At 62.8% G+C, this 20,773-nt stretch carries 18 protein-coding genes; 10 read left to right on the top strand and 8 right to left on the bottom strand.

Features of this window, described 5'->3' with window-relative positions:
- Positions 1–45 precede the first annotated feature (45 nt).
- Positions 46–1,092 carry an L-glyceraldehyde 3-phosphate reductase gene (mgrA, locus tag RQ479_RS28115; protein ID WP_376703170.1) on the top strand — a complete coding sequence of 349 codons (1,047 nt, stop codon included), beginning with the start codon at positions 46–48 and terminating at the stop codon, positions 1,090–1,092.
- An 81-nt stretch (positions 1,093–1,173) separates the two neighbouring features.
- Here mgrA and RQ479_RS28120 read toward each other — a convergent pair whose 3' ends face one another.
- Positions 1,174–1,503 carry a DUF2934 domain-containing protein gene (locus RQ479_RS28120; RefSeq protein ID WP_376703171.1) on the bottom strand — a complete coding sequence of 110 codons (330 nt, stop codon included), beginning with the start codon at positions 1,501–1,503 and terminating at the stop codon, positions 1,174–1,176.
- A 190-nt stretch (positions 1,504–1,693) separates the two neighbouring features.
- Here RQ479_RS28120 and RQ479_RS28125 point away from each other — a divergent pair, with 190 nt between their 5' ends.
- Positions 1,694–2,044, top strand: coding sequence for a hypothetical protein (locus tag RQ479_RS28125; protein ID WP_352468319.1), 351 nt, complete (start codon positions 1,694–1,696; stop codon positions 2,042–2,044).
- 119 nt (positions 2,045–2,163) lie between these two features.
- Positions 2,164–2,337 carry a hypothetical protein gene (locus RQ479_RS28130; protein ID WP_376703172.1) on the top strand — a complete coding sequence of 58 codons (174 nt, stop codon included), beginning with the start codon at positions 2,164–2,166 and terminating at the stop codon, positions 2,335–2,337.
- A 27-nt stretch (positions 2,338–2,364) separates the two neighbouring features.
- On the opposite strand, the gene RQ479_RS28135 is transcribed toward RQ479_RS28130, so the two are convergent.
- The 3 genes from RQ479_RS28135 to RQ479_RS28145 form a co-directional block, all read right to left on the bottom strand.
- Positions 2,365–3,729, bottom strand: coding sequence for a S1C family serine protease (locus RQ479_RS28135; RefSeq protein ID WP_376703173.1), 1,365 nt, complete (start codon positions 3,727–3,729; stop codon positions 2,365–2,367).
- Positions 3,730–4,032: 303 nt separating this feature from the next.
- Positions 4,033–4,626 (bottom strand): hypothetical protein, encoded by a 594-nt coding sequence (locus tag RQ479_RS28140; RefSeq protein ID WP_376703174.1) that lies wholly within the window; start codon positions 4,624–4,626, stop codon positions 4,033–4,035.
- A 114-nt stretch (positions 4,627–4,740) separates the two neighbouring features.
- Positions 4,741–5,835 carry a S1 family serine peptidase gene (locus RQ479_RS28145; protein WP_376703175.1) on the bottom strand — a complete coding sequence of 365 codons (1,095 nt, stop codon included), beginning with the start codon at positions 5,833–5,835 and terminating at the stop codon, positions 4,741–4,743.
- 391 nt (positions 5,836–6,226) lie between these two features.
- Here RQ479_RS28145 and RQ479_RS28150 point away from each other — a divergent pair, with 391 nt between their 5' ends.
- Positions 6,227–7,309, top strand: coding sequence for a trypsin-like serine peptidase (locus RQ479_RS28150; protein ID WP_376703176.1), 1,083 nt, complete (start codon positions 6,227–6,229; stop codon positions 7,307–7,309).
- Between the two features lie 84 nt (positions 7,310–7,393).
- Here the strand turns inward: RQ479_RS28150 and RQ479_RS28155 are convergent, their stop codons facing one another.
- The 3 genes from RQ479_RS28155 to RQ479_RS28165 form a co-directional block, all read right to left on the bottom strand.
- On the bottom strand, positions 7,394–8,098 hold the full coding sequence (locus tag RQ479_RS28155) for a hypothetical protein (protein ID WP_376703177.1): 705 nt from the start codon (positions 8,096–8,098) through the stop codon (positions 7,394–7,396).
- The gene (locus tag RQ479_RS28160; RefSeq protein ID WP_376703178.1) at positions 8,095–8,475 is read right to left on the bottom strand and encodes a hypothetical protein; all 381 of its coding nucleotides are present in this window, start codon (positions 8,473–8,475) and stop codon (positions 8,095–8,097) included. The genes RQ479_RS28155 and RQ479_RS28160 overlap by 4 nt, the downstream gene beginning before the upstream one ends.
- A 101-nt stretch (positions 8,476–8,576) precedes the next feature.
- Complete coding sequence (locus tag RQ479_RS28165) at positions 8,577–10,778, bottom strand: caspase family protein (RefSeq protein ID WP_376703179.1); 2,202 nt, start codon at positions 10,776–10,778, stop codon at positions 8,577–8,579.
- 211 nt (positions 10,779–10,989) lie between these two features.
- On the opposite strand from RQ479_RS28165, the gene RQ479_RS28170 reads away from it, so the two are divergent.
- Positions 10,990–11,394, top strand: a complete 405-nt coding sequence (locus RQ479_RS28170; protein WP_023675234.1) for a Fur family transcriptional regulator — start codon at positions 10,990–10,992, stop codon at positions 11,392–11,394.
- 226 nt (positions 11,395–11,620) lie between these two features.
- On the opposite strand, the gene polA is transcribed toward RQ479_RS28170, so the two are convergent.
- Positions 11,621–14,569, bottom strand: a complete 2,949-nt coding sequence (polA, locus tag RQ479_RS28175) for a DNA polymerase I (protein ID WP_376703180.1) — start codon at positions 14,567–14,569, stop codon at positions 11,621–11,623.
- Positions 14,570–15,010: 441 nt separating this feature from the next.
- Here polA and RQ479_RS28180 point away from each other — a divergent pair, with 441 nt between their 5' ends.
- From RQ479_RS28180 to RQ479_RS28200, 5 genes are all read left to right on the top strand, one after another.
- Complete coding sequence (locus RQ479_RS28180; protein ID WP_376703181.1) at positions 15,011–16,396, top strand: M20/M25/M40 family metallo-hydrolase; 1,386 nt, start codon at positions 15,011–15,013, stop codon at positions 16,394–16,396.
- A gap of 103 nt (positions 16,397–16,499) precedes the next feature.
- Positions 16,500–17,120: a ribonuclease D gene (locus tag RQ479_RS28185; protein ID WP_023675237.1), complete on the top strand. Its 621-nt coding sequence runs from the start codon at positions 16,500–16,502 to the stop codon at positions 17,118–17,120.
- Positions 17,121–17,161: 41 nt separating this feature from the next.
- A complete protein-coding gene (locus tag RQ479_RS28190) occupies positions 17,162–17,413 on the top strand; it encodes a hypothetical protein (protein WP_376703182.1) in 252 nt (83 codons plus the stop codon).
- Between the two features lie 292 nt (positions 17,414–17,705).
- Complete coding sequence (locus tag RQ479_RS28195; protein ID WP_376703183.1) at positions 17,706–19,958, top strand: transglycosylase domain-containing protein; 2,253 nt, start codon at positions 17,706–17,708, stop codon at positions 19,956–19,958.
- Between the two features lie 62 nt (positions 19,959–20,020).
- Positions 20,021–20,773, top strand: a complete 753-nt coding sequence (locus RQ479_RS28200) for an SDR family NAD(P)-dependent oxidoreductase (protein ID WP_023718933.1) — start codon at positions 20,021–20,023, stop codon at positions 20,771–20,773.

Raw genomic sequence — 20,773 nt, forward strand, 5'->3', positions numbered from 1 at the left:
ATCGCGGCGGCAGCCGTCGGGCTCGTTTCGATATGAGGATTTTCCATGCCCTATGTTCCCGCCGAAAACCGCTACGAAAAGATGGTCTACAATCGCTGCGGGCGCTCCGGCCTGAAGCTGCCGGCGATCTCGCTTGGGCTGTGGCACAACTTCGGTGACGACACGCCGCATAGAATCAAGCAGGCGATCACGCGCAAGGCGTTCGACCTCGGCATCACGCATTTCGACCTCGCCAACAATTACGGCCCGCCGCCCGGCTCGGCGGAGCGGGCCTTCGGCGAAATCCTCCGGACGGACTTTGCCGGCTATCGCGACGAGCTGATCATCTCGACCAAGGCCGGCTACGAAATGTGGGCAGGACCTTACGGCGAATGGGGCGGCCGCAAATATGTGCTGGCCAGCCTCGACCAGAGCCTGAAGCGGATGGGGCTCGACTATGTCGACATCTTTTATTCGCACCGCTTCGACCCCGACACCCCGCTGGAAGAGACGATGGGCGCGCTCGATCACGCGGTGCGCTCGGGCAAGGCACTCTATGCCGGCATTTCCTCCTATAATTCGCAGAGAACCCGCGAGGCCGCCGATATATTGAAGCAACTCGGCACGCCTTGCGTGATCCATCAGCCGAGCTATTCGATGCTCAACCGCTGGGTCGAGGATGATGGCCTGCTCGATACGCTGGAGGGGCTTGGCGTCGGCTCCATCGTGTTCTCGCCGCTGGCGCAAGGCATGCTGACCGCCAAATATCTCGGCGGCATCCCCGATGGCAGCCGTGCCAGCCAGGGCAAGTCGCTGCGCCCGGCATTCATCAACGACAAGTCGATCGCCAATATCGAGGCGCTGAACGTCATCGCCCGTCGCCGCGGCCAGACGCTGGCGCAGATGGCGCTGGCCTGGGTGCTGCGCCGGGGCAGGGTGACGTCGGCGCTGATCGGCGCCAGCCGGCCGGAACAGGTCGTGGATTGCGTCGGCGCGCTTGAGGCGCTCGACTTCAGCGATGCCGAGCTCGCCGAGATCGACACCTTTGCCCGCGAGTCGGACATCAACCTCTGGGCGGCGTCGGCCGAGCGCAAGGGGCCGCCGAGGAAGTAGGCGACGACGGCTGCGGTCCGTTTTCATCGAAAAGACGCGCCAGCGCAAACTGGTAGCTGTCTTCGACACGGTGGCCAGCGGCTAACTTTCGGCTGCCTTGAGGTTCCGCGCGGCTTGCTCGAGCGTCGCCCTGTCGTTGCCAAGCCTGTCGATCAGCTCTTGCGCCTGATCACCGGTTATCCCGGTGCGCATCGCCAGTGCCTCGACCGTCAGAACGTCGGAACTGGCGATCGTTCCAGCCGGACCGTGCTCGGCCGCGTCATCATCAGCCTGGCCGGTCGTCGTCTCATCGTAGCCAAGCTCTTGCTTCGCCTGCTGCCAATGACGCTCATGCGCGCCATCCGGGCGGCCCTCGCGCAGCCAGATTTCATAGGCTCGCTGCCGAATTTTTTCATGCCGATCGTCATCCATGGCGGTTCCTCCCTTGTGGCGTTTTCACCAACGCGGGGAGCGCCGGAACGATCCTATGTTCAAGCCGATTTCGCACACATGCCGGACAAAACCCGGTCTCTCATCGAACAAACACCGGACAGACGCGTTTTGCAGAGGAACCTAGATAGCGGGCCGGCCGTTGAGCCGAACCTGAGCAAAGGAGATTACCATGGCCGACGAACCGAACGAATCCGCAACACCGAAGATGACTCAACGTGAAGCTCAGGAAGCCCTGGAGAAGCAGGTCGCGCAGCTGAGGCGCGAGATCAGCAAGATCAATCGGACCTTGGCCGAACGCGCGGAAGAGGCGATCGAAGACGCCGGCGGCTGGTATGACAACGCTGCTGAGCGCGCCTCTCGGACGGCACAAGCCCTCCGCAACAGGGCGCAAACGGTGTCGGGGGTTGTCCAGGAGAATCCTGGTACAATATCGTCCGCATTCATGCTCGGAGCGGCAGTAGGGGCGCTACTGGGCCTCACCTTGGCCGCCACAGACCAGCGCCGCGATCGCTGGTTCTAGTTCCGATCTGGTCTAAGGCGCTTCGCTTAGACGGCAACTTGCGACCCGCTTCATGGCGGTAGCTTGGCACGCCTCTATATAATCCATCAGCCGAGCCGATGCGCTCTCGCGGGGCGAAGATGACGGCGGGATCCACCGTGGTCCGCAAGGTGATCAGAGCCATGCTCCGTGCACGCTTGGCCGTATCGTCGCCCGGCGAACTGCCGGCGACGCTGAATGCTGTTGCCCCACAGCTGGTGCTGTATCTCAATGCCGATTTGGACGTGCCCGAGAACCACTTGGTCGCAGAATGAAAGGCGACGGCTTGGACCCCTCCGATTTCACCGAAGGGACGCGGCATCGCAGACATGCCACTTCATTTGGTAGCCATAATCGTCTTTGTGTCCGTAACACCATCCTGCCTTGGCCAATTCGCCATCTAGGGCGGTACGTCGGTCGCATGCCTCCAGGCTATCCGTATCGTCGCCCGCCCCGCCCCTACAGCGACCATTCTCTTTGTACCATCGCGCAAGCAAACTCTTGACATCGGCACGTGCGGGACGAATGACGCTACCGGATTCGCGCAGAACCACCCCTCGGTCGACATCGACCGACATAAAAAAATCCGCGATACCGGCGGCCGTTTTCTGTCTCTTTTCGCTCCGTACTTGCCAGTCTAGAACGCCATTTATTGCACAGATTGACCCGACGCACTGAGCGCTCAAGGAACCGTCTCGGATAGAATATGTGCGGACCGGCCATCGATCAGCGAACCTGCGTTTTTCTTCAATTACGTCCACGGCCGATTGCATTTTGCCGTAATAAATCACCTGGCCTGAGTATGCCGAGTTCATGTAGACAAAAGCTGCAGCATTGTCCGAGGACCACGCAGCGTGGTACCCGTAGGCGAACGCCTTCGCCTTTTGGGTCGCATCTTCCAACGTGCCTGGGATTGTCTCGGAGCCCTTGTCCGTCGGCACAGTAGGCTGAATTGTGACAAATACAGGCGCCGAGCCGTGGCAAAGGATCTGAGCCGTTGCCGGCGCGATCTTGTCAGCAAGGTCGGCGGTTGACAGAATCGGGCCAATCGCTTCGGCCGCTTGAAATTCGACGCTGCGGCTTTGCAAGAACAAGGCGAGCAAGCTGGCCCGAACTGCAAAGTTTACATTCTGAGGAGTGACACTGACGTCTCCGGTCGCGCCTTCCCTAAGCGTCGCTGCAGTAATGCCGATGAGGCTGCCGCTTTGATCAACAAGCGGCCCTCCAGAATTTCCTGGCTGGATCGGAGTCGAAATCTGAAGATACCGAGTGTCGTCACCAATGCCGAGGAGCGAGTTCACATTGCCAGTCGTGATCTTCACCGAGCTGGAAAGTACAGGTGCAAGAGGGTAGCCGAGCGCAGCCACATCCTCGCCCAAGCGCGCGGGGGTATTGCGAACAGAGATTATTGCCGGGGCAACCCCAGGGCTGTGGATCACGGCTAGATCGTTCAGCTCGTCGTTCTTCCATTCCGACGTGTCGCCGCGGCCAACGACGGTGACGCTGACGCAGCCTTTCAGGACATGGGCATTGGTCACAAGCCAACCATCACTGTTGACGAAGAAACCGGTGCCTGAAGCGATCAGGTCGGACTGCGCCGCTTGCCCGGTGCCGACCAGCAGAAGCACCGACGCTATACCCCACGCGATGAGATTACCGGCACTCATTGCACTACCCCTGCCAAAGGTTCGCGCTTTCGCTTGAGGTCGTCAACCGCCATGAGCATCGGAAGCGGGCTGCCACACGTTCGTTGTGATCAGATCGACGCGGACAGTCCAATATGGCAGCGGGACAATGCGGAGTGCCACGCCCGGCGGCAATGGCATGCACCGATCTGGCATTCCACATGCTGTCAGGGCATGGGCATTCGGAAGGATGCGCTGCGGTGGCCATGAAGAACCATAAGCGTCAGCCGTACCCGCCGAAGCGACGATGGCCACTATCATAGTCCATGCCTTGCTCATCCAACTTCACGCCGGCGGCAACGGAATATCTGAAAGCTTGCACCCGTCTATCACCCGCTGCATCGCGGTAGTCGAGCCACGCGAGCTGAACGACGCGGAATCTTGGTTGCCGGCGATCTCATAGCCGACGTTGACTTTCGCCTTTGAGTTTTTGATCTCCTGGATAGCAGCCATCAACTCCGGCGACCGTCCAACCGCAACGACGCCGGCATAATTGTCATTCCATGTCCGTATCGTCGCTTCGAGCTTCAGAGGAGTTCCGCCGCTCCCTTGAATATAAAGGGTGGCCGGGGCTTCGGGCACATCCTCAAATTCCTTTTTGCGAAGGACGTATGCAACAAATAGAGTTTCCTTACTGTCACATTGCACAACTAAGGAATCGTGTGGTCCGCCTTCGGTTGCAATTACTTTGGTTACGCCAAACACGTCGGGACCTTCCGTGCTCGCCTGCCATGCAAATACCGGCTGAATACTACTGGCCGCAGCTACCGCTGACAGCAGGAATGCTTTGAACATTTCCAGAACCCTCCACCCGTGCAAATAAAAGCAGAACAGGTGAAGGTTGTCGACGGCCCAGGAAGCTGATTTCATTTTGTTCACGTGCACGCCGGCACCAGTCCCGCTTCCGTGACCCAGGCATCGAGCTAAAATCAGCTAGCCGGAAAATGTCGAGACGGCGGGATTGCTCCCGCCGTCATTCAGCAAGTGACACCGTCAGGGCGTGGCCGGCTTCTGCGCCGTGCCGAGGGCCTTGGGCGCTGCGGGTACGGGCACTGCCGTATTCATCTTCTCCTCGATCCAGCCGGTGTAATTGGCCAGCCGCGTGTAGATGCCGTAGGCGTTCTTGTGGCCGCAGGCGGTGCTGCCGTCGGCCGGACCTTCGCCCCAGCTGACGACGCCGACCTGCACCGGACCATCGGCGCCGGTCATGAACAGCGGTCCGCCGCTGTCGCCATTGCAGGCGTCGCGCTCGCCGCTTGCGGTGCCGGCGCAGATCATGTTGCCGGTCAGCGGATCGGCCATGTCAGCTGCAATCGCGTTGGCGGCTGCCTCGATGCCCCTTTCCGAATAACGCATGCGGCGGGCGAGCTCGCCGAGCGCAGCCTTCAAATCATGCGCATAAATCGCCTTGATGCCGCTGTTGCAGGTTGCGTTCGGCTGGAGGTCCAGGTCGGCGACCATCAGTGCGGTGGGAAATGTTCCGTCCTGCATCTTGCCCCAGCCGGTGACCGTCGTTTTGCCGGCGTCGGGGGTCGGCTCACGGGCAATTTTGATGGTCGGGGCATTGGCCGGCTCGGCCAGACGGATCAAGCCGAGATCGTTGTCCAGCGTCTGCTCGCTATAGCCCTCGTTGACGATGATCTCCACCGCCTTGTAGCGCTTGCCCTCGCTGAGATCGGTGGCGCCGGTGAGCACGGTGACCACATCAGGCGAAATCGGCTCGCCATCGTCATTGAGGCAGTGCGCCGCCGTCAGCACCCATTGCGGCGCGATCAGGCTGCCGCCGCAGAACTGCGCATTCGCCTGCGAGGCCGGGCTTTTGTCCAGTTTGCCGGTGGTCAGCAACGCCACCTGGAACGGGTAAGCGCCCTTCTCGGCCTCTTTGCCGCCGTAGACGCGATCGGCGCCGTCGGGGTTCTCCGCCCTGGCCTTTGCCCTGGCCTCGGCCACGCGTTTCATCGGCGAGATCGCCGCCTCCGGCCGGGCGGCCGTGTTCCCGGCATGAACGGAATTGACGATCGGCACGGCCACCGCGATGCCAAGCAGCGCGGCGGCGGCAATCGGTCTGAACCTATGGATGATCTTCACCTCGAACCCCCCTGAGACGATGTTCCGACAGGTCAGCCGCCGACGCATGATCCACTGAAATGGAACCGGCCGGTGAGATCATGCTCCACGGCGAAGCACGATCCGTCACAAAGCCGAGCACCACTTCTGCTAGTCGTGCTGTCGAGCCAAACCCGCCCAAAATCCTATAGCCCCCCACGGGCTATGTGGAAGCAATTTGTCGTTGCCAATGTTGGATTATTTTAGGCAGTATACCGTTGCAGGCATTTTTGGCGGGGACCTAAACTGGCTGCACTGAATAATGGCCCGGTAAAGGCACCGCTAACCAATTTCATTTTTCTGCGCCACCACGATCTCGACAATATTTCTGTATCTTGATCCAGTCCTTGCTGACTTTTGGGAGAGTCTCACCATGACAAAACTGACACAGTGCATTATTGCGTCCGCGTTGCTTTCCACCGCAATGTGGGCGGTTCCTGCCTTGGCTGCCGATCCAGGTTCCGCCAATGCCGGCAACGGTGAAAGCATGCGGGACGTAACGTCGGGCGATTACAAGCCCGGCCGGGCGAAACCGATCGCCCCGCCGAAACTGACCGACGACGAAGCCAACCGCGCCGCGCCGCTCACCGACGAAGCAACGGCTGTCAAATCCTATGGCATCGTCGGCCGCTCCGCCGATGGCAAGGACATCAAGATCGACCCGAACGAGACGCTGAAGGACCTTGTCATCAAGGAAATGAACGCGCCCGCCGACGGGCAGAAGTCCGACAATTCCGGGCTGAACGGAGGCGAAGAGGCCGGCCGCCAGGTGTTCGGCACGGACGACCGCGAGCAGATCAAGAATACCAAGACCTACCCGTTCACCGCGATCGGCTATCTCGAAGGCAAATCGAAGAGCGGCAGCTATGGCAGCTGCTCAGCGACGCTGATCGGCCCGCGCACGGTGCTCACCGCGGCGCACTGCCTCTACAGCCACGAAGACAAGGCCTGGCTGGACGACATCCTGTTCGTGCCGGCTCTCAACGGCAAGACCGCCGACGACGCACCGTTCGGCGCCTTCACCTATGAAAGCGCCTATATCGTCCAGGGCTTCATCGACAATTACCAGGGCTTTTACGGCTCGGTCGTGCCGTGGGATCTCGGCATCGTTACTCTGAAACAGGATGTCGGCACCAATCTCGGCTGGCTGGGCTATGCCAATTACGTGGATCTCGGCGATTTCACCGCCAACATCATCGGCTATCCCGGCGACAAGCCGATGGGCACGATGTGGAAGGCGACCTGCGAAGTGCGCGCCGAAAACATCGCCACCGAGTATTTCCAGTACGACTGCGACACGTATCCAGGATCGAGCGGCAGCTCGGTCTATGCCTATGACAATGGCTCCAAGCAGCGCGTCATCACCGGCGTGAACGTGGCCGAGAGCCCAGATGCCAATACCGCCGTGCGCCTGAACGCCATCAACGTCCAGTGGATCAACAGCCTGTACAAATAGGCGTGCAGAATTTCGGCCGCGATCGTCACGGAAAACCAGCCGGCGGCGGAACGTTTCCGTCGCCGGCTTTCGCATTTTCGGGGATTATCTGGACTGGGCCGAGGCTGGCGCCTGGCGCACATAGTTCTCGATCGGCAGGGCAAAAGTCGGCGAGCCGGCCTTGCGCTCCTTGTCGATATAGCCGGCAAAATAGCTCCAGAACGAAGCGGCATAGTCGCGGAAATAGGAGTCGGCGACCTCGCGCGAGCACAGCCTGCCTTCGACGCAGAAGGAAAGGCGGTTGAGGAAATAGACGATGCGGTCGAAATTATCGCTGAACTCGGCCAGCGGCATGTCGCCGCCGGTAGCGCTCATCGCTTCGATGCCGATGCGCTGTCTGAACACCTGTTCCTCGGTCGGCGTCGGATTGGCGCTGAGCAGATTGCCGTATTTGGCGTTGAGCGCCGCCAGACGTTGCTTGAGGGCCCGTTGCGCCTGCTGGTAATCCTTGCTTTCCCAGAGCTCGACCAACGACATCGTCTGTTCGACGCGCTTCTGCTCCTGGTTTGCCAGGAACTGGTAGACCGAAAAGATCAAGGTGAAGATGATCGCCAGGCGTACCAGCAATCCGGACCAGGCATAGACGAGCATGCGCCAGTCGCGATCGGTGAACGGGTTCGCCTCTTTCTTGACCTCGTGATTGCTTACCCACGGCAGGCCTTCGACGGTTTCCGGCAGTGACACCGGCTTCTTTTCCAATGCCGGCGCTGACACTGCCTGCTGTGTTTCGTTGCCCCCCGCTCTCGTCATCCGCAGCTGTCCAGTTCTATGGTGGCGGACGGGTCGAGCACGATGCCCGGCGTCTCCAGCTTCTTCTTCAGGCAATCCAGCTGTGTGCGCGATACGATGAACTGCACGTCAGGCGCCACCTGCGCCTTGCCCGGCGACGGCAATGGTTCGACCACGCCGCGTGAGGTGCAGCTGCTGAGATCGACGACGACGGCGGTGTTGCCGGTCTTGGCGATCTGGTCGTACTGGTCGAGAAAGCAGCTCGCCAGCTCGGAGTTGATGACGACCTCCTTGGCGCAGAGGCCACAAGCCTCGTCCGCCGAGGCATTGGCGGCCAACAATAGCCCGGCGACAAGGCCGGCGGTTGTTGCGCGCCACGAAAATACGATCCTGTTCACGAACGCCTCATCCGTTCCGTTCGGCCGCCGACAGCGGCGGTCGAAGAATGTTCATTATCAGCCGATCAGGCAAGAGGCCCGGCCGGGCACTTGATCCCGCTTCAGGCGCGCGGCACCGTCTCCATCGGGAAGATCATCACGGCGCCCTTCGACCCCTTGTCGTCGGTGAGCCGCATGGCCGATCGCGTCGCCGGCGCCATGCCGATATCGGCCAGCATATCGGAGAAGCTTGGCTGTCCCAGTCCGCGCGTTACCGAGACAACGCCCTCTTGCGCCAGGAAGCTCAGATCCTGCTTCTCGCTCTGCGGCGGCGCTTCGGTCAAGACGGCGATCATCCGCTCCATACCGAAGCTGGTATCGGTGAATTTGAACAGGCCTTCCTCGAGCACGGCGCCTTCGGTCAGGCGCTCGGCAAGAAAATGCTGGATGGAATAGTCGGAGCCGACATAGAGCACGTTGATGTCGACCAGGTTGGTCGAGCCGTTCCTGGCCAGCACGTGCACCTGATCGTCTGGCGAAACACGCGGCACCGTCGACGGTTCGATCGGCTGCAGCGTGTCGCTGTCGAAACGCTTGATCCGGAACTCGACACTGACCTCTTCCGGCCGATAATCGGAAGCGGCGGCCAGCCTCGACAGGCCGATGGCGCGGAAGATTTTCGTCAGATTCCGGGCCGCGGCGTCGATCACCTTTTTGCGGCCATCCGGATGAATGACGATCATCGGCGGCTTGCTGCCGTCCTTGAGCGTCATGTCGCCCGAAGCCGGCAGGAACCACAGCGCCGGCGTGTCGGTGGCATCTTCTGCGGCGCCGGCAATGGCGTTCTCGCGCAGCACGGCGAGACGCAGATCCGCGCTCTTGCCCGGCTCGACCAGCGCGATGTGGAACCCTGAGTTCTCCCTGGCCGCCAGATCGTCGAGAACCGAGTTCGCCAGCGCAGCCTCTTTCTCGAGGCCTTTGGTCGCCGCCGGCCGCGCGACCACGAGCTTGTAGTCGACGGCGAGCTCGGCCAGCCGGGCATAGGCATTGGCGGGGATGTCGGCCAGCTTGAGCGCCGGCTTGCCGCCGAACTCGACCGGCTTGACCCGGCTTTCCAGGTTCTTCGCCGACTGCACCTGGAGATAACCAAGCGCCTCGGACAGCGGCGACAGCGCCGACGGCAATATTCCGAGCCTGCTGCCGGGGGTGAGTCGATGCAGCAGTCCGGCGCCGATCGTGGCTTTGTCGCTCTCGATGACGATCGGCCATTGCATGACCGCGTCGGTCTTGTCGGTGCCGAAGACGCGTGCATCGAGTTCTCCCTCGAACAGCGGCGTCGGCCGGGTGCGACCGTCCGCCGAATATTGCTGCAGCACGGCCTGGCCGAGCTGGCGGTAGGTGATGTTGGGATTCTCGGCCAGTTTCGACAGGATGGTGAAGGTGAACAGCCCGAAACGCGGCGCATCGGCCGTGCCCTTGGGCAGCGGCATCTCAGGTGTCGTCTCCACCGTCTGCGCCGCGTAGAAGGCGACCAATTTACCCTTGGTGGTCGACTCGGCGCCGGTCGGCGTCAGCTTGAAGGCCGGCTTGCGCTGCCCGTCCTCGTCGAAGCCGCGCGGCGCGGCCGACGCAATCCCGTCATAGGCTTTCACCGCAGCCGCCCTGGCGGCGTCGTCGCCGCCGACCAGATCGGCGAACTCGACCTTGCGTTCCGCCTCGTCGTCGACCTCGGCGGCGCGCGTCGCCGTGCCGGAATGGCAGCAGTCGAACACGGCCCAGATAAAGGCGCCCTTGTCGCGGATGGCGTCGAGCGCGGCGCCGATCTCGTTGTCGACCAGCGCATTGGGCACGCCCTTGTCGCGGTTGATCCATTTATCGATGTCGGACGGCAAGAAAATCTCGTCGAGGCCGTCGGTCTCATCGCCCTTGTTTGCCGCCGGCTGCTGCGCGCCGTGACCGGACAGATGCAGGTAGACGAAATCGTCGCGCTGGACCTTGGCGGCAAGGTCGGCCAACGCCGCCTTGATCGCCGCATGTGTCGGCGGTCCGTTGGCGGCATCGACATCCTTGGCGAGCAACGTGACGTTTTCGGCTGAAAACTTCACCGGCGCGGGCGTGTTCTTCAGGAGGTAATCGCGCACCAGGCCGGCATCGTTCTTCGGTCCGATCAGCCAGTTTTTCTTCGGCAGGTTCGGGTAATCGGTGCAGGCAACAAGCAGCGCATGGTAGGTGCGCGCCGCTGCGAATGCCGGAAACGGCACCAGGCCGGCAGCGGCCAGCGCGGACGTGCCGGCAAGCAGCGTCCGCCGCGTCACTTTGATCATGATTGCTTCCCCAAGCCCGATCGAATTTCCAAGCACGGCCAGCCTCGCCGACGATTTTGTCAGTATTTTGAATATGGCACCGCCGGCCAGCCGATCACCGGCTGCGAATAGAAACAGTAGCAAAAATGGCAGTTCGTCGCTATCTCAGTGGAAGTGGTCCGATCGCATGCGAAATGGCAGTGATCGGCACGAAGCGGGTTGGAACAGGATCATGGCGGCAAGGGATGTACTGACGAAGAACCAGCTTTGCGTTCTCGAGAAACTCGAGGCCGCCAGCGGCCCGCTCAGCGCCTATACGTTGCTCGACCAATTGCGCGAGCGCGGCTTTCGCGCGCCGCTGCAGGTCTACCGGGCGCTCGACACGCTGGTGAAATCCGGCTTCGTGCACAGGCTCGAAAGCCTCAATTCATTCGTCGCCTGCGCCGAGCCGCACGACCACAGCCATTCGATGACGGCGTTTGCCATCTGCGACACCTGCGGCCAGGTGACCGAGTTCTCCGACCACGATGTCGGCCACCGGCTCGACGAATGGGTGCGCTCGACCGGCTTCGCCGCCAAGAAGGCGGTGATCGAATTCCGCGGGACTTGTGCGAAGTGTTTGGCCGAGGCGGCTTGAGGGCTTACTAAGCCGCGAGATGCTGGCGGGACAGCGCCCCCCTCTGTCCTGCCGGACATCTCCCCCACATGGGGGGAGATCGGCTAACATCCCGGCGTTTGCCACTTCCAATCGATGGTGCGCAGCGCCCAAGCTGCCAATTTCCCCCCTCGTGGGGGAGATGTCCGGCAGGACAGAGGGGGGCGCGACGAATCGCTACAGATTGCAGTTGATCGGCCGCGGGACGTTAATGCGCCTCTTCCCAATTGTTGGCGGCGCGGGCGTCGACGTGCAGGGGCACCGACATCGATACCGCCGGCATGGCGGCGTTCTCCATGACGTGGCAGACGACGGGAATCGTCGCCTCGACCTCGGCTTCGACCGTCTCGAAAACCAGCTCGTCATGCACCTGCAGCAGCATGCGGGCAGAAAGCTTGGCCTTTTCCAGCGCCTCGTCCATGCGGATCATGGCGCGGCGGATGATGTCGGCGGCGGTGCCCTGCAGGCGTGCGTTGATCGAGGCGCGCTCGTTGAACGCGCGGACCGACGGGTTTGACGATCTGATCTCCGGATAGTGGATGCGGCGGCCAAAAATGGTTTCGACGAAGCCGTGCTCGCGGGCATAGGCCTTGGTCGCATCGATATAGTCGCGGATGCCGGGGAAACGCTCGAAATATTTCTTGATGTAGTCGCCGGCTTCTTCGCGCGCGATCGACAGCTGGTTGGCGAGGCCGAAGGCCGAAATGCCGTAGATGATGCCGAAATTGATCGCCTTGGCGCGGCGGCGCACTTCCGAAGGCATGCCCTCGACCGGCACGTTGAACATTTCAGACGCGGTAATCGCGTGGATGTCGGCGCCGTCGGCGAAGGCCTGCTTGAGCTGCGGGATTTCGGCGACGTGGGCCAGCACGCGCAATTCGATCTGGCTGTAGTCGGCGGATACCAGCTTGTTGCCCTTGTCGGCGATGAAGGCCGTCCTGATCTTTCGGCCCTCGACGGTGCGCACCGGAATGTTCTGCAGATTGGGGTCCGAGGACGACAGCCGCCCGGTCGTCGTCGCGGCAAGCGCGTAGGAGGTGTGGACGCGCTTGGTGTCGGGATGGATGAACCCGGGCAGCGCATCGGTATAGGTCGATTTCAATTTGGTCAGCTGGCGCCAGTCGACGATCTTGCGTGGCAATTCGTGGCCTTCGGCGGCGAGGTCTTCGAGAAGCTGCGCCGAGGTCGACCACTGGCCGGTCTTGGTTTTAGAACCGCCGGGCAGGCCCATCCTGCCGAACAGGATGTCGCCGAGCTGTTTTGGCGAGCCGATGTTGATGCGCTCGCCGACCAGCTGATAGATCTCGTCCTCGAGCCGTGCGGCACCCTGTGCCAGTTCGCCGGAGAGCCGCGACAGGATCTGCCGGTCGACTGAGATGCCGCGCTGTTCCATCCGCGCCAAAACCGGCACCAGCGGCCGTTCCAGCCGTTCATAGACCGAGACCAGGCCCTTGGCGGCAAGCCGCGGCTTCAGCACCTGCCAGAGCCTGAGCGCGACGTCGGCGTGCTCGGCGCCGTAAGCGGTCGCCTTGCCGAGGTCGGCCTGGTCGAGGCCGACGAAGCTTCTTCCCGAACCGGCCAGTTCCTTCAGCGGAATGGTCGCGTGGCCGAGCCATTTGTCGGCCAGCGCCTCAAGGCCATGGCCACCATGGGTTCCGGCGTCGAGCACGTAGGAGATCAGCATGGTGTCGTCATAGGGGCCGATTTCGATGCCGTGACGGCTCATGACGACAAGGCGGTATTTCATGTCGTGCACGATCTTGAGGACGGATTTGTCCTCGAGCAGCGGCTTGAGCAACGCCAGCGCGTCGCGGATCGGGATCTGGTTTTCGACCGCGCCGCCGCCGAGCAGGTCGCCATTGCCGTTCTTGTGGGCAAGCGGCACGTAGGCGGCATGGCCGGGCGCGACGGCCATGGCAAGGCCGATCAGTTCGGCCCGCATCGGATCCGGCGAGGAGGTCTTAACGTCGAACGCGACGATGCCTCTCTCCATCGCCTCGGCTATCCAGACCTTCAGCGTCGCGGCGTCGCGGATGCAGGCGTAGGCGCCGGTGTCGATCTTGCGGGCGGTGGCAGCCTCCAGGCGAAGCGCCGAAAGCAGGGATGGGGTGTCGCCTTGCTTGACTGCGGCCGGGGCTTCGAGTGCCGCTTCGTCCGACGGCGGTGCGCTCTCGGCGGCCGCGGGCACGCCAAAACGCATATCGGGGCCATGCGCGGTATCGGCACGCTCTATCGTGACGGGAGTGGCCGCAACGTCGCCCGCGTCCGTTCCGGTCGTTTCGGCCACGCGGCGGGTCAGCGTCGAGAATTCCATGGTCTTGAGAAAGCCGATCAGCCTGGGGCCGTCCGGCTCGTGCAACACGAACTCGTCGAGCCCCTCGGTCACCGGCACGTCGTTCTTCAGCGTCACCAGGTCACGCGAGATGCGCGCCTTGTCGGCATTGGCGATGATCGATTCGCGCCGCTTGTCTTGCTTGATCTCGCCGGCGCGGGCGAGCAGCGTATCGAGGTCGCCGAACTGTTCGAGCAATTGCGCCGCCGTCTTCGGCCCGATGCCGGGCACGCCCGGCACATTGTCGACCGAATCGCCGGTCAGCGCCTGCAGGTCGATCATCTTCTGCGGCGGCACGCCCCATTTGTCGATCACCTCGGGAACGCCGATCTGGCGGTCCTTCATCGGGTCGTACATGGCAACCGTTGGGCCAACCAGTTGCATCAGGTCCTTGTCGGAAGAGATGATGGTGGTGTCGGCGCCGGCTTCGCAGGCAAGCCGGCAATAGGTGGCGATCAGGTCATCGGCCTCGTAGCCTTCCGTCTCAAGGCATGGCAGGTTGAAGGCCCTGGTCGCCTGGCGGATCAGGCCGAATTGCGGGATCAAATCTTCCGGCGGCGCCGAGCGGTTGGCCTTGTATTCGGGGTAGAGGTCGTTGCGGAAGGTTTTCGACGAATAGTCGAAAATCACGGCGAAATGCGTCGGCACGATGCCGACATCGGTGTTGCGGGCGTCCTGCGTCAGCTTCCAGACCATGTTGCAGAAACCGAGCACGGCACTGGTCGGCAGCCCGTCGGACTTGCGGGACAGTGGCGGGAGCGCGTGATAGGCACGGAAGATGTAGCCGGAGCCGTCGACAAGGAAGAGATGATCGCCTTTTTTCATGGCACGAGGGATAGCGCGGCGCAGCGCCGCGGTCCATGCCAAAGGCGGCTTGCGCCAAGGGTTCCGGCAACACCCTGACAAATGGCGTGCGAGCTTGGCCGGCCATGGCGGCTTGGCCGGAGCTTTGTTCGCTCACGCCTATGTTACAAAAGTGTAATTTTTGTGCCCTTGAATCGCCACGTTCGCAGACACAAATAAACGCCATCGGCAGTTTTCGCCGAAGTCCGGAGCAAGGCCCGTCCCCCGCCTATCCCGGACACTTGCGGCAGCCTATCCCCCTCTCCGGGCTGCCGCATCGTTTCGAGTAAGGCCGCCGTGGTTCCCCTCCACCACGGCGGCATTTTTTTGCCTTTCGACAGGAAGCTGTGGCCCAACGATCGCGGGCTTTCCGTTTCGCCGCATGGGCTCTAGATTCGCCGCCAGAATCGAAAGGCCCACCAGATGTCCGCAGTTTCCCCTGTCCTTGACCGCCTCGACAAGAACTTCGACCAGAGCCTCGAACGCCTGTTCGGTCTGCTCGGCATCAAGTCGATCTCCACCGATCCGGACTACGCCGCCGACTGCCGCAAGGCCGCCGAATGGCTGGTCGCCGAGCTCAAGCTGATCGGCTTCGACGCCAGTGTGCGCGACACGCCGGGGCATCCGATGGTGGTCGCGCATCACGATGGGCCGGCGGGCGCGCCGCATCTGTTGTTTTACGGCCATTACGACGTCCAGCCGGTCGATCCGATCGAGCTGTGGGAAAGCGACCCGTTCGCGCCGGCGGTCAAGGAGGTCGAGCCCGGCCACAAGGTGATCACCGGCCGCGGCGCGGCCGACGACAAGGGCCAACTGATGACCTTCGTCGAGGCCTGCCGCGCGTGGAAGCAGGTGCATGGCGGATTGCCGTGCCGAATCACGATCCTGTTCGAGGGCGAGGAGGAGTCCGGATCGCCGTCGCTGAAACCGTTTCTCGAGGCGAATGCGGATGAGCTCAAGGCCGATTTCGCGCTGGTCTGCGACACCGGCATGTGGGACCGCGATACGCCATCGATCTGCGTCTCGCTGCGCGGGCTGGTCGGCGAGGAGATCACGGTGACGGCCGCCGACCGCGACCTGCATTCCGGGCTCTATGGCGGTGCGGCCGCCAATCCGATCCGTATCCTGGCAAAAATCCTGGCCGACATCCACGATGCGGACGGCCACGTCACCATTCCGGGTTTCTATGACGGCGTCGAGGAAACGCCGTCGCAGATATTGCAGTCGTGGCTGTCGCTCGGCGAGACCGCCGAGACCTTCCTCGGCCCGATTGGCCTGTCGATCCCGTCCGGCGAAACGGGCCGCTCGGTGCTCGAACTGACCTGGGCCCGCCCGACGGCCGAGTTCAACGGCATCATCGGCGGCTATACCGGCAAGGGCTTCAAGACGGTGATCGCCGCGCAGGCCTCGGCAAAAGTCTCCTTCCGCCTCGTTCACAAACAGGATCCGGAAAAAATCCGCGCCGCCTTCCAGGCATTTGTCAGGCAGCGGGTTCCGGCCGACTGCTCGGTCGAATTCCATCCGCATGGCGGCTCGCCGGCAATCCAGCTTTCCTACGACTCGCCCTTCCTCGCCAAGGCCAAGCAGGCGCTGTCCGACGAGTGGCCGAAGCCGGCGGTGGTGACCGGCAGCGGCGGCTCGATCCCGGTGGTCGGCGATTTCCAGACCTATCTCGGCATGGAATCGCTGCTGGTCGGTTTCGGCCTCGACGACGACCGCATCCACTCGCCGAACGAGAAGTACGAGATGAGCTCCTTTCACAAGGGCCAGCGCTCCTGGGCGCGCATTCTCGACGCGCTGACACGCTGAAATTGCGCCAGACTCAAGTTTTTGTTGATTTTTCGCCGGATCGCGGCAAGGACGGGCATGGTCCGTCGCGCATCGCTGCACGGGGCCGCGACCGGAGAAGACGATGAGCGACATACGTTTCCACAAAAACGATCTGCCCGGCCTGCTGCATTACGATGTCGGGGCGGTCGCCATCGACACCGAGACGCTGGGGCTGAACCCGCATCGCGACCGGCTCTGCGTCGTGCAGATCTCGCCGGGCGACGGCTCGGCCGACGTCATCCAGATCGCGCCCGGCCAGAAGAAGGCGCCGAACCTTGTCAGCCTGCTCAAGAACCGCAGCATCACCAAGCTCTTCCATTACGGCCGCTTCGACCTCGCCGTGCTCTACAACGCGTTCGGCGTCATGCCGGAGCCGGTGTTCTGCACCAAGATTGCGTCGCGGCTGACGCGCACCTACACCGACCGGCACGGGCTGAAGGACATCTGCTTCGAGCTTCTCGGGGTCGGCCTGTCGAAAGCGCAGCAATCATCGGACTGGGCGGCCGAGACGCTGTCGCCCGAGCAGCTCGAATATGCCGCCTCCGACGTGCTCTACCTGCACCGGCTGCGCGACGTGCTGAGCGCGCGATTGGCGCGCGACAACCGGACCAGGGAGGCCGATGCCTGCTTCCGCTTCCTGCCGACGCGTGCGAAACTCGACCTGATGGGCTGGGATGAAGAGGATATCTTCGCCCACAGCTAATGGCCTTCTGGCACTAACGCCGTCGGCCGGGAGGAATTGAAATGGCTGCGCGAAAATCAATCGAAACGGCACCGAAGGACGGTTCCAAGATCACCGTCTATTGGCAGGACAGCAACGGTGTGATGAACGAGAGCATCGCGCAATACCGCTCGCTCGACCGGCTGAAAGCGGCCGGCGGCGACTGGGACGAAAGCGACGCCGGCTGGTGGGCCTATACCGACGGCCATACGCAAAGGAAGATCGAGCCAATCAGCTGGCGACCCGCCTCCGACGACCCGGACGCCGACGACTGAGGGTTGTCGCAACCGTCGACCTGAAGTGATTATTCTGAGGCGAAGCGTATTTTGTTCTTGCTTTGTGCCGGCAGCTATGCTACTAATTTGGCTATGGTGCTCATTGGCTCCAACGACCCGCCCGCCGAGGGCGGGTTTTTCATTTCGGGCTTTGGCGCTGTCGCGGGCCGCGCCGGCTTCGCAAGCGATTGAATACAGTTTACGTCGATTTTTCCCGACTTAACCCGCCCTTAAATCGCCGCATCTAGTCTTCAACCCGAACGCCATAGGCATGGGGAAGACAGCACAGCGCATGGCGAACCGGAAAGACAGCCGCATCGAGCCCAGCTTCGAGGCATCGCCGGGGGCGAGATCCTCGGCCGGTTTTTCGGTGAGCGAGGAGGACCGCGTCGTGCCGAGCAATCGAAAAGCCGCTGCAAAGCGCAAATCGTCCAATGCCAGGCCGTCACGCGGCGGGCGCGGCAAAGGCCGGCGCGGCCTGTTCGGCGTGCTTGGCCGGCTGTTCTACTGGTGCTTCGTGCTGGCCATCTGGGGCGGCATCGCCACTGCCGGCATCGTCGTCTATTACGGCGCGAAAATGCCGGCGGCCACCACCTGGGCCATTCCCGACCGCGCCCCCAACATCAAGATCGTCTCGGTCGATGGCCAGCTGCTTGGCAATCGCGGCATGAGCGGCGGCGAAGCCGTCGGCCTGCACGAAATGTCGCCCTATATTCCCGAGGCCGTCATCGCCATCGAGGACCGCCGCTTCTATTCGCATTTCGGCATCGACCCGATCGGCCTTTCCCGGGCCATGGCGACCAATGTGCTGGGCGGGCATTTTTCGCAGGGCGGTTCGACGCTGACCCAGCAATTGGCCAAGAACCTGTTCCTGACGCCGGACCGCACCCTGGAACGCAAGGTGCAGGAAGTGCTCTTGGCGCTGTGGCTGGAGCACAAGCATACGAAGGACCAGATCCTCGAAATGTACCTCAACCGGGTTTATTTCGGCTCCGGCGCCTATGGCGTCGAAGCGGCCTCGCGCCGCTATTTCGGCAAGAGCGCGCGCGATGTCACGCTGTCGGAGGCCGCACTTCTCGCCGGCCTGCTCAAGGCGCCGTCGCGGCTATCGCCGGCGCGCGACCCAAAAGCGGCCGAGCAACGCTCGCAGCTGGTTCTCGCCGCGATGCGCGACGAGGGCAAGATCAGCGCCAAGGAGATGACCACGGCGATGAGCGCGCCGGCGACGCGCGCGCCGTCCTACTGGACCGGCTCGGAAAACTATGTCGCCGACACGATCATGGAAGAACTGCCCGACCTGATCGGCGACGTGCGCCGCGACATCGTTGTCGACACGACTGTCGACCTGACGCTGCAGAAGCTCGCCGAGCAATCGATCCGCCGGCTGATCGACCAGAGCGGCAAGAAGCTCAATGTCAGCCAGGGCGCGCTGGTGTCGATCGACAATTCCGGCGCGGTGCGCGCCATGGTCGGCGGTTATGATTATTCGACCAGCCAGTTCGACCGCGCCTCGGAAGCACGCCGCCAGCCGGGTTCGGCGTTCAAGCCGTTCGTCTATATGGCGGCGCTGGAATCCGGCCGTACGCCGGACAGCGTGCGCAATGACGCGCCGATCAAGATCGGCAACTGGACGCCCGACAATTATGGCGGCAAGTATTTCGGCAAGGTGACGCTGGCGACGGCGCTGGCAAAATCGCTGAACTCGGTTGCCGCGCAGCTGACCATGGAAGTCGGGCCGAATGCGGTGGTCGAGGCGGCGCACCGCATGGGCATCCAGTCCGAGCTGACGGCCAACACCTCGATCGCACTCGGCACCTCGGAAGTGACGCCGCTGGAACTGACCTCGGCCTACGTTCCCTTCGCCAATGGCGGCTATAAGCCGGACATCCATTTTATCCGCCGGGTCACGACGAGCGACGGCAAGGTGCTCTACGAAAACAATGGCGGCGGTGCGCCGCGGGTCGTCAAGCCCGATGTCGTCGGCATGATGAACTCGATGATGACCGGCACGGTCGAGATCGGCACGGCCAGGAAGGCGGCGTTCGCCTGGCCGGCGGCCGGCAAGACCGGCACCAGCCAGAATTCGCGCGACGCCTGGTTCATCGGCTATACCGCCAATCTGACCACCGGCGTCTGGTTCGGCAATGATGACGGCAGCGCGATGAAGAAGGTCACCGGCGGCGCACTGCCGGCGCAGGCCTGGCACGAGTTCATGGTCGCCGCGCATGAGGGCGTGCCGGTGAGGCCGCTGCCCGGAACCTGGAAGTCGACGCCGCCCGACACCGTCGTCCCGGACGACATACCGTCCGATACGGCGCCGCCGGCGCCGGTCGCTTCCGTTGGCCAATCGGCGCAGCCCGCAGCAGCTACCCAGTCGCCTTCGCGCCCCGTGCGTCCTGCCGAGACGGTCGATGCCGGCGGCCTGGCCATGCCGGGCGTCGATAGCGCTACCGGATCGATCAAGCATCCGGTGCCGCCCGGCGAAGTTGGCGGCCCGGTCAAGAAGCGGCAGACCTCGATCCTGGACATTCTGACAGGCGGCTGAGCGGCGATCCCCCTCGCAACGGCGACGATGTTCCGCTACATGTCCGCCTGGAGACAAGCGACATGGCTGAACCCGACACCAGAAAGACGATCGTGCTGACCGGCGCCAGCCGCGGCATCGGCCACGCCACGGTCAAGCGCTTTTCACGCGAAGGCTGGCGCGTCATCACCTGCTCGCGTCAGGCCTTTGCCGAGGACTGCCCGTGGCCGGCCGGCCCGGAAGACCACATCAAGGTCGACCTCGCCGACCAGGAAGATGTCGGCATCGCCATCTCCGAGATCCGCCACCGGCTCGAGGCGCATGGCGGGCAGTTGCACGCGCTGGTCAACAATGCCGGCATCTCGCCGAAGCTCAAGGACGGCAACAGCCGCATGAACTCGATCGACACGCCGATGCATGTCTGGCGCGACGTCTTCCAGGTGAATTTCTTCGCGCCGATCATGCTGGCGCGCGGACTGTTCAAGGAGCTGGCATCGGCCAAGGGTTCGATCGTCAATGTCACCTCGATCGCCGGCACCCGCGTGCACCCTTTCGCCGGCACCGCCTACGCGACCTCGAAGGCGGCACTCGGCTCGCTGACACGCGAGATGGCGCATGATTTCGGACCGCACGGCATTCGCGTCAACGCCATTGCGCCGGGCGAGATCGACACCGCGATCCTGTCGCCGGGCACCGAAAAAATCGTCGAGACCATCCCGCTAAGGCGCCTCGGCACCACGGCGGAAGTCGCCGACATCATTTTCTTCCTGTGCTCGCAGCAGGCGTCTTACGTGACCGGCTCGGAAATCCACATCAATGGCGGCCAGCACGTTTGA

Origin of the sequence: Mesorhizobium sp. ISC25, assembly GCF_042295465.1 — a bacterium.
Classification (GTDB): domain Bacteria; phylum Pseudomonadota; class Alphaproteobacteria; order Rhizobiales; family Rhizobiaceae; genus Mesorhizobium.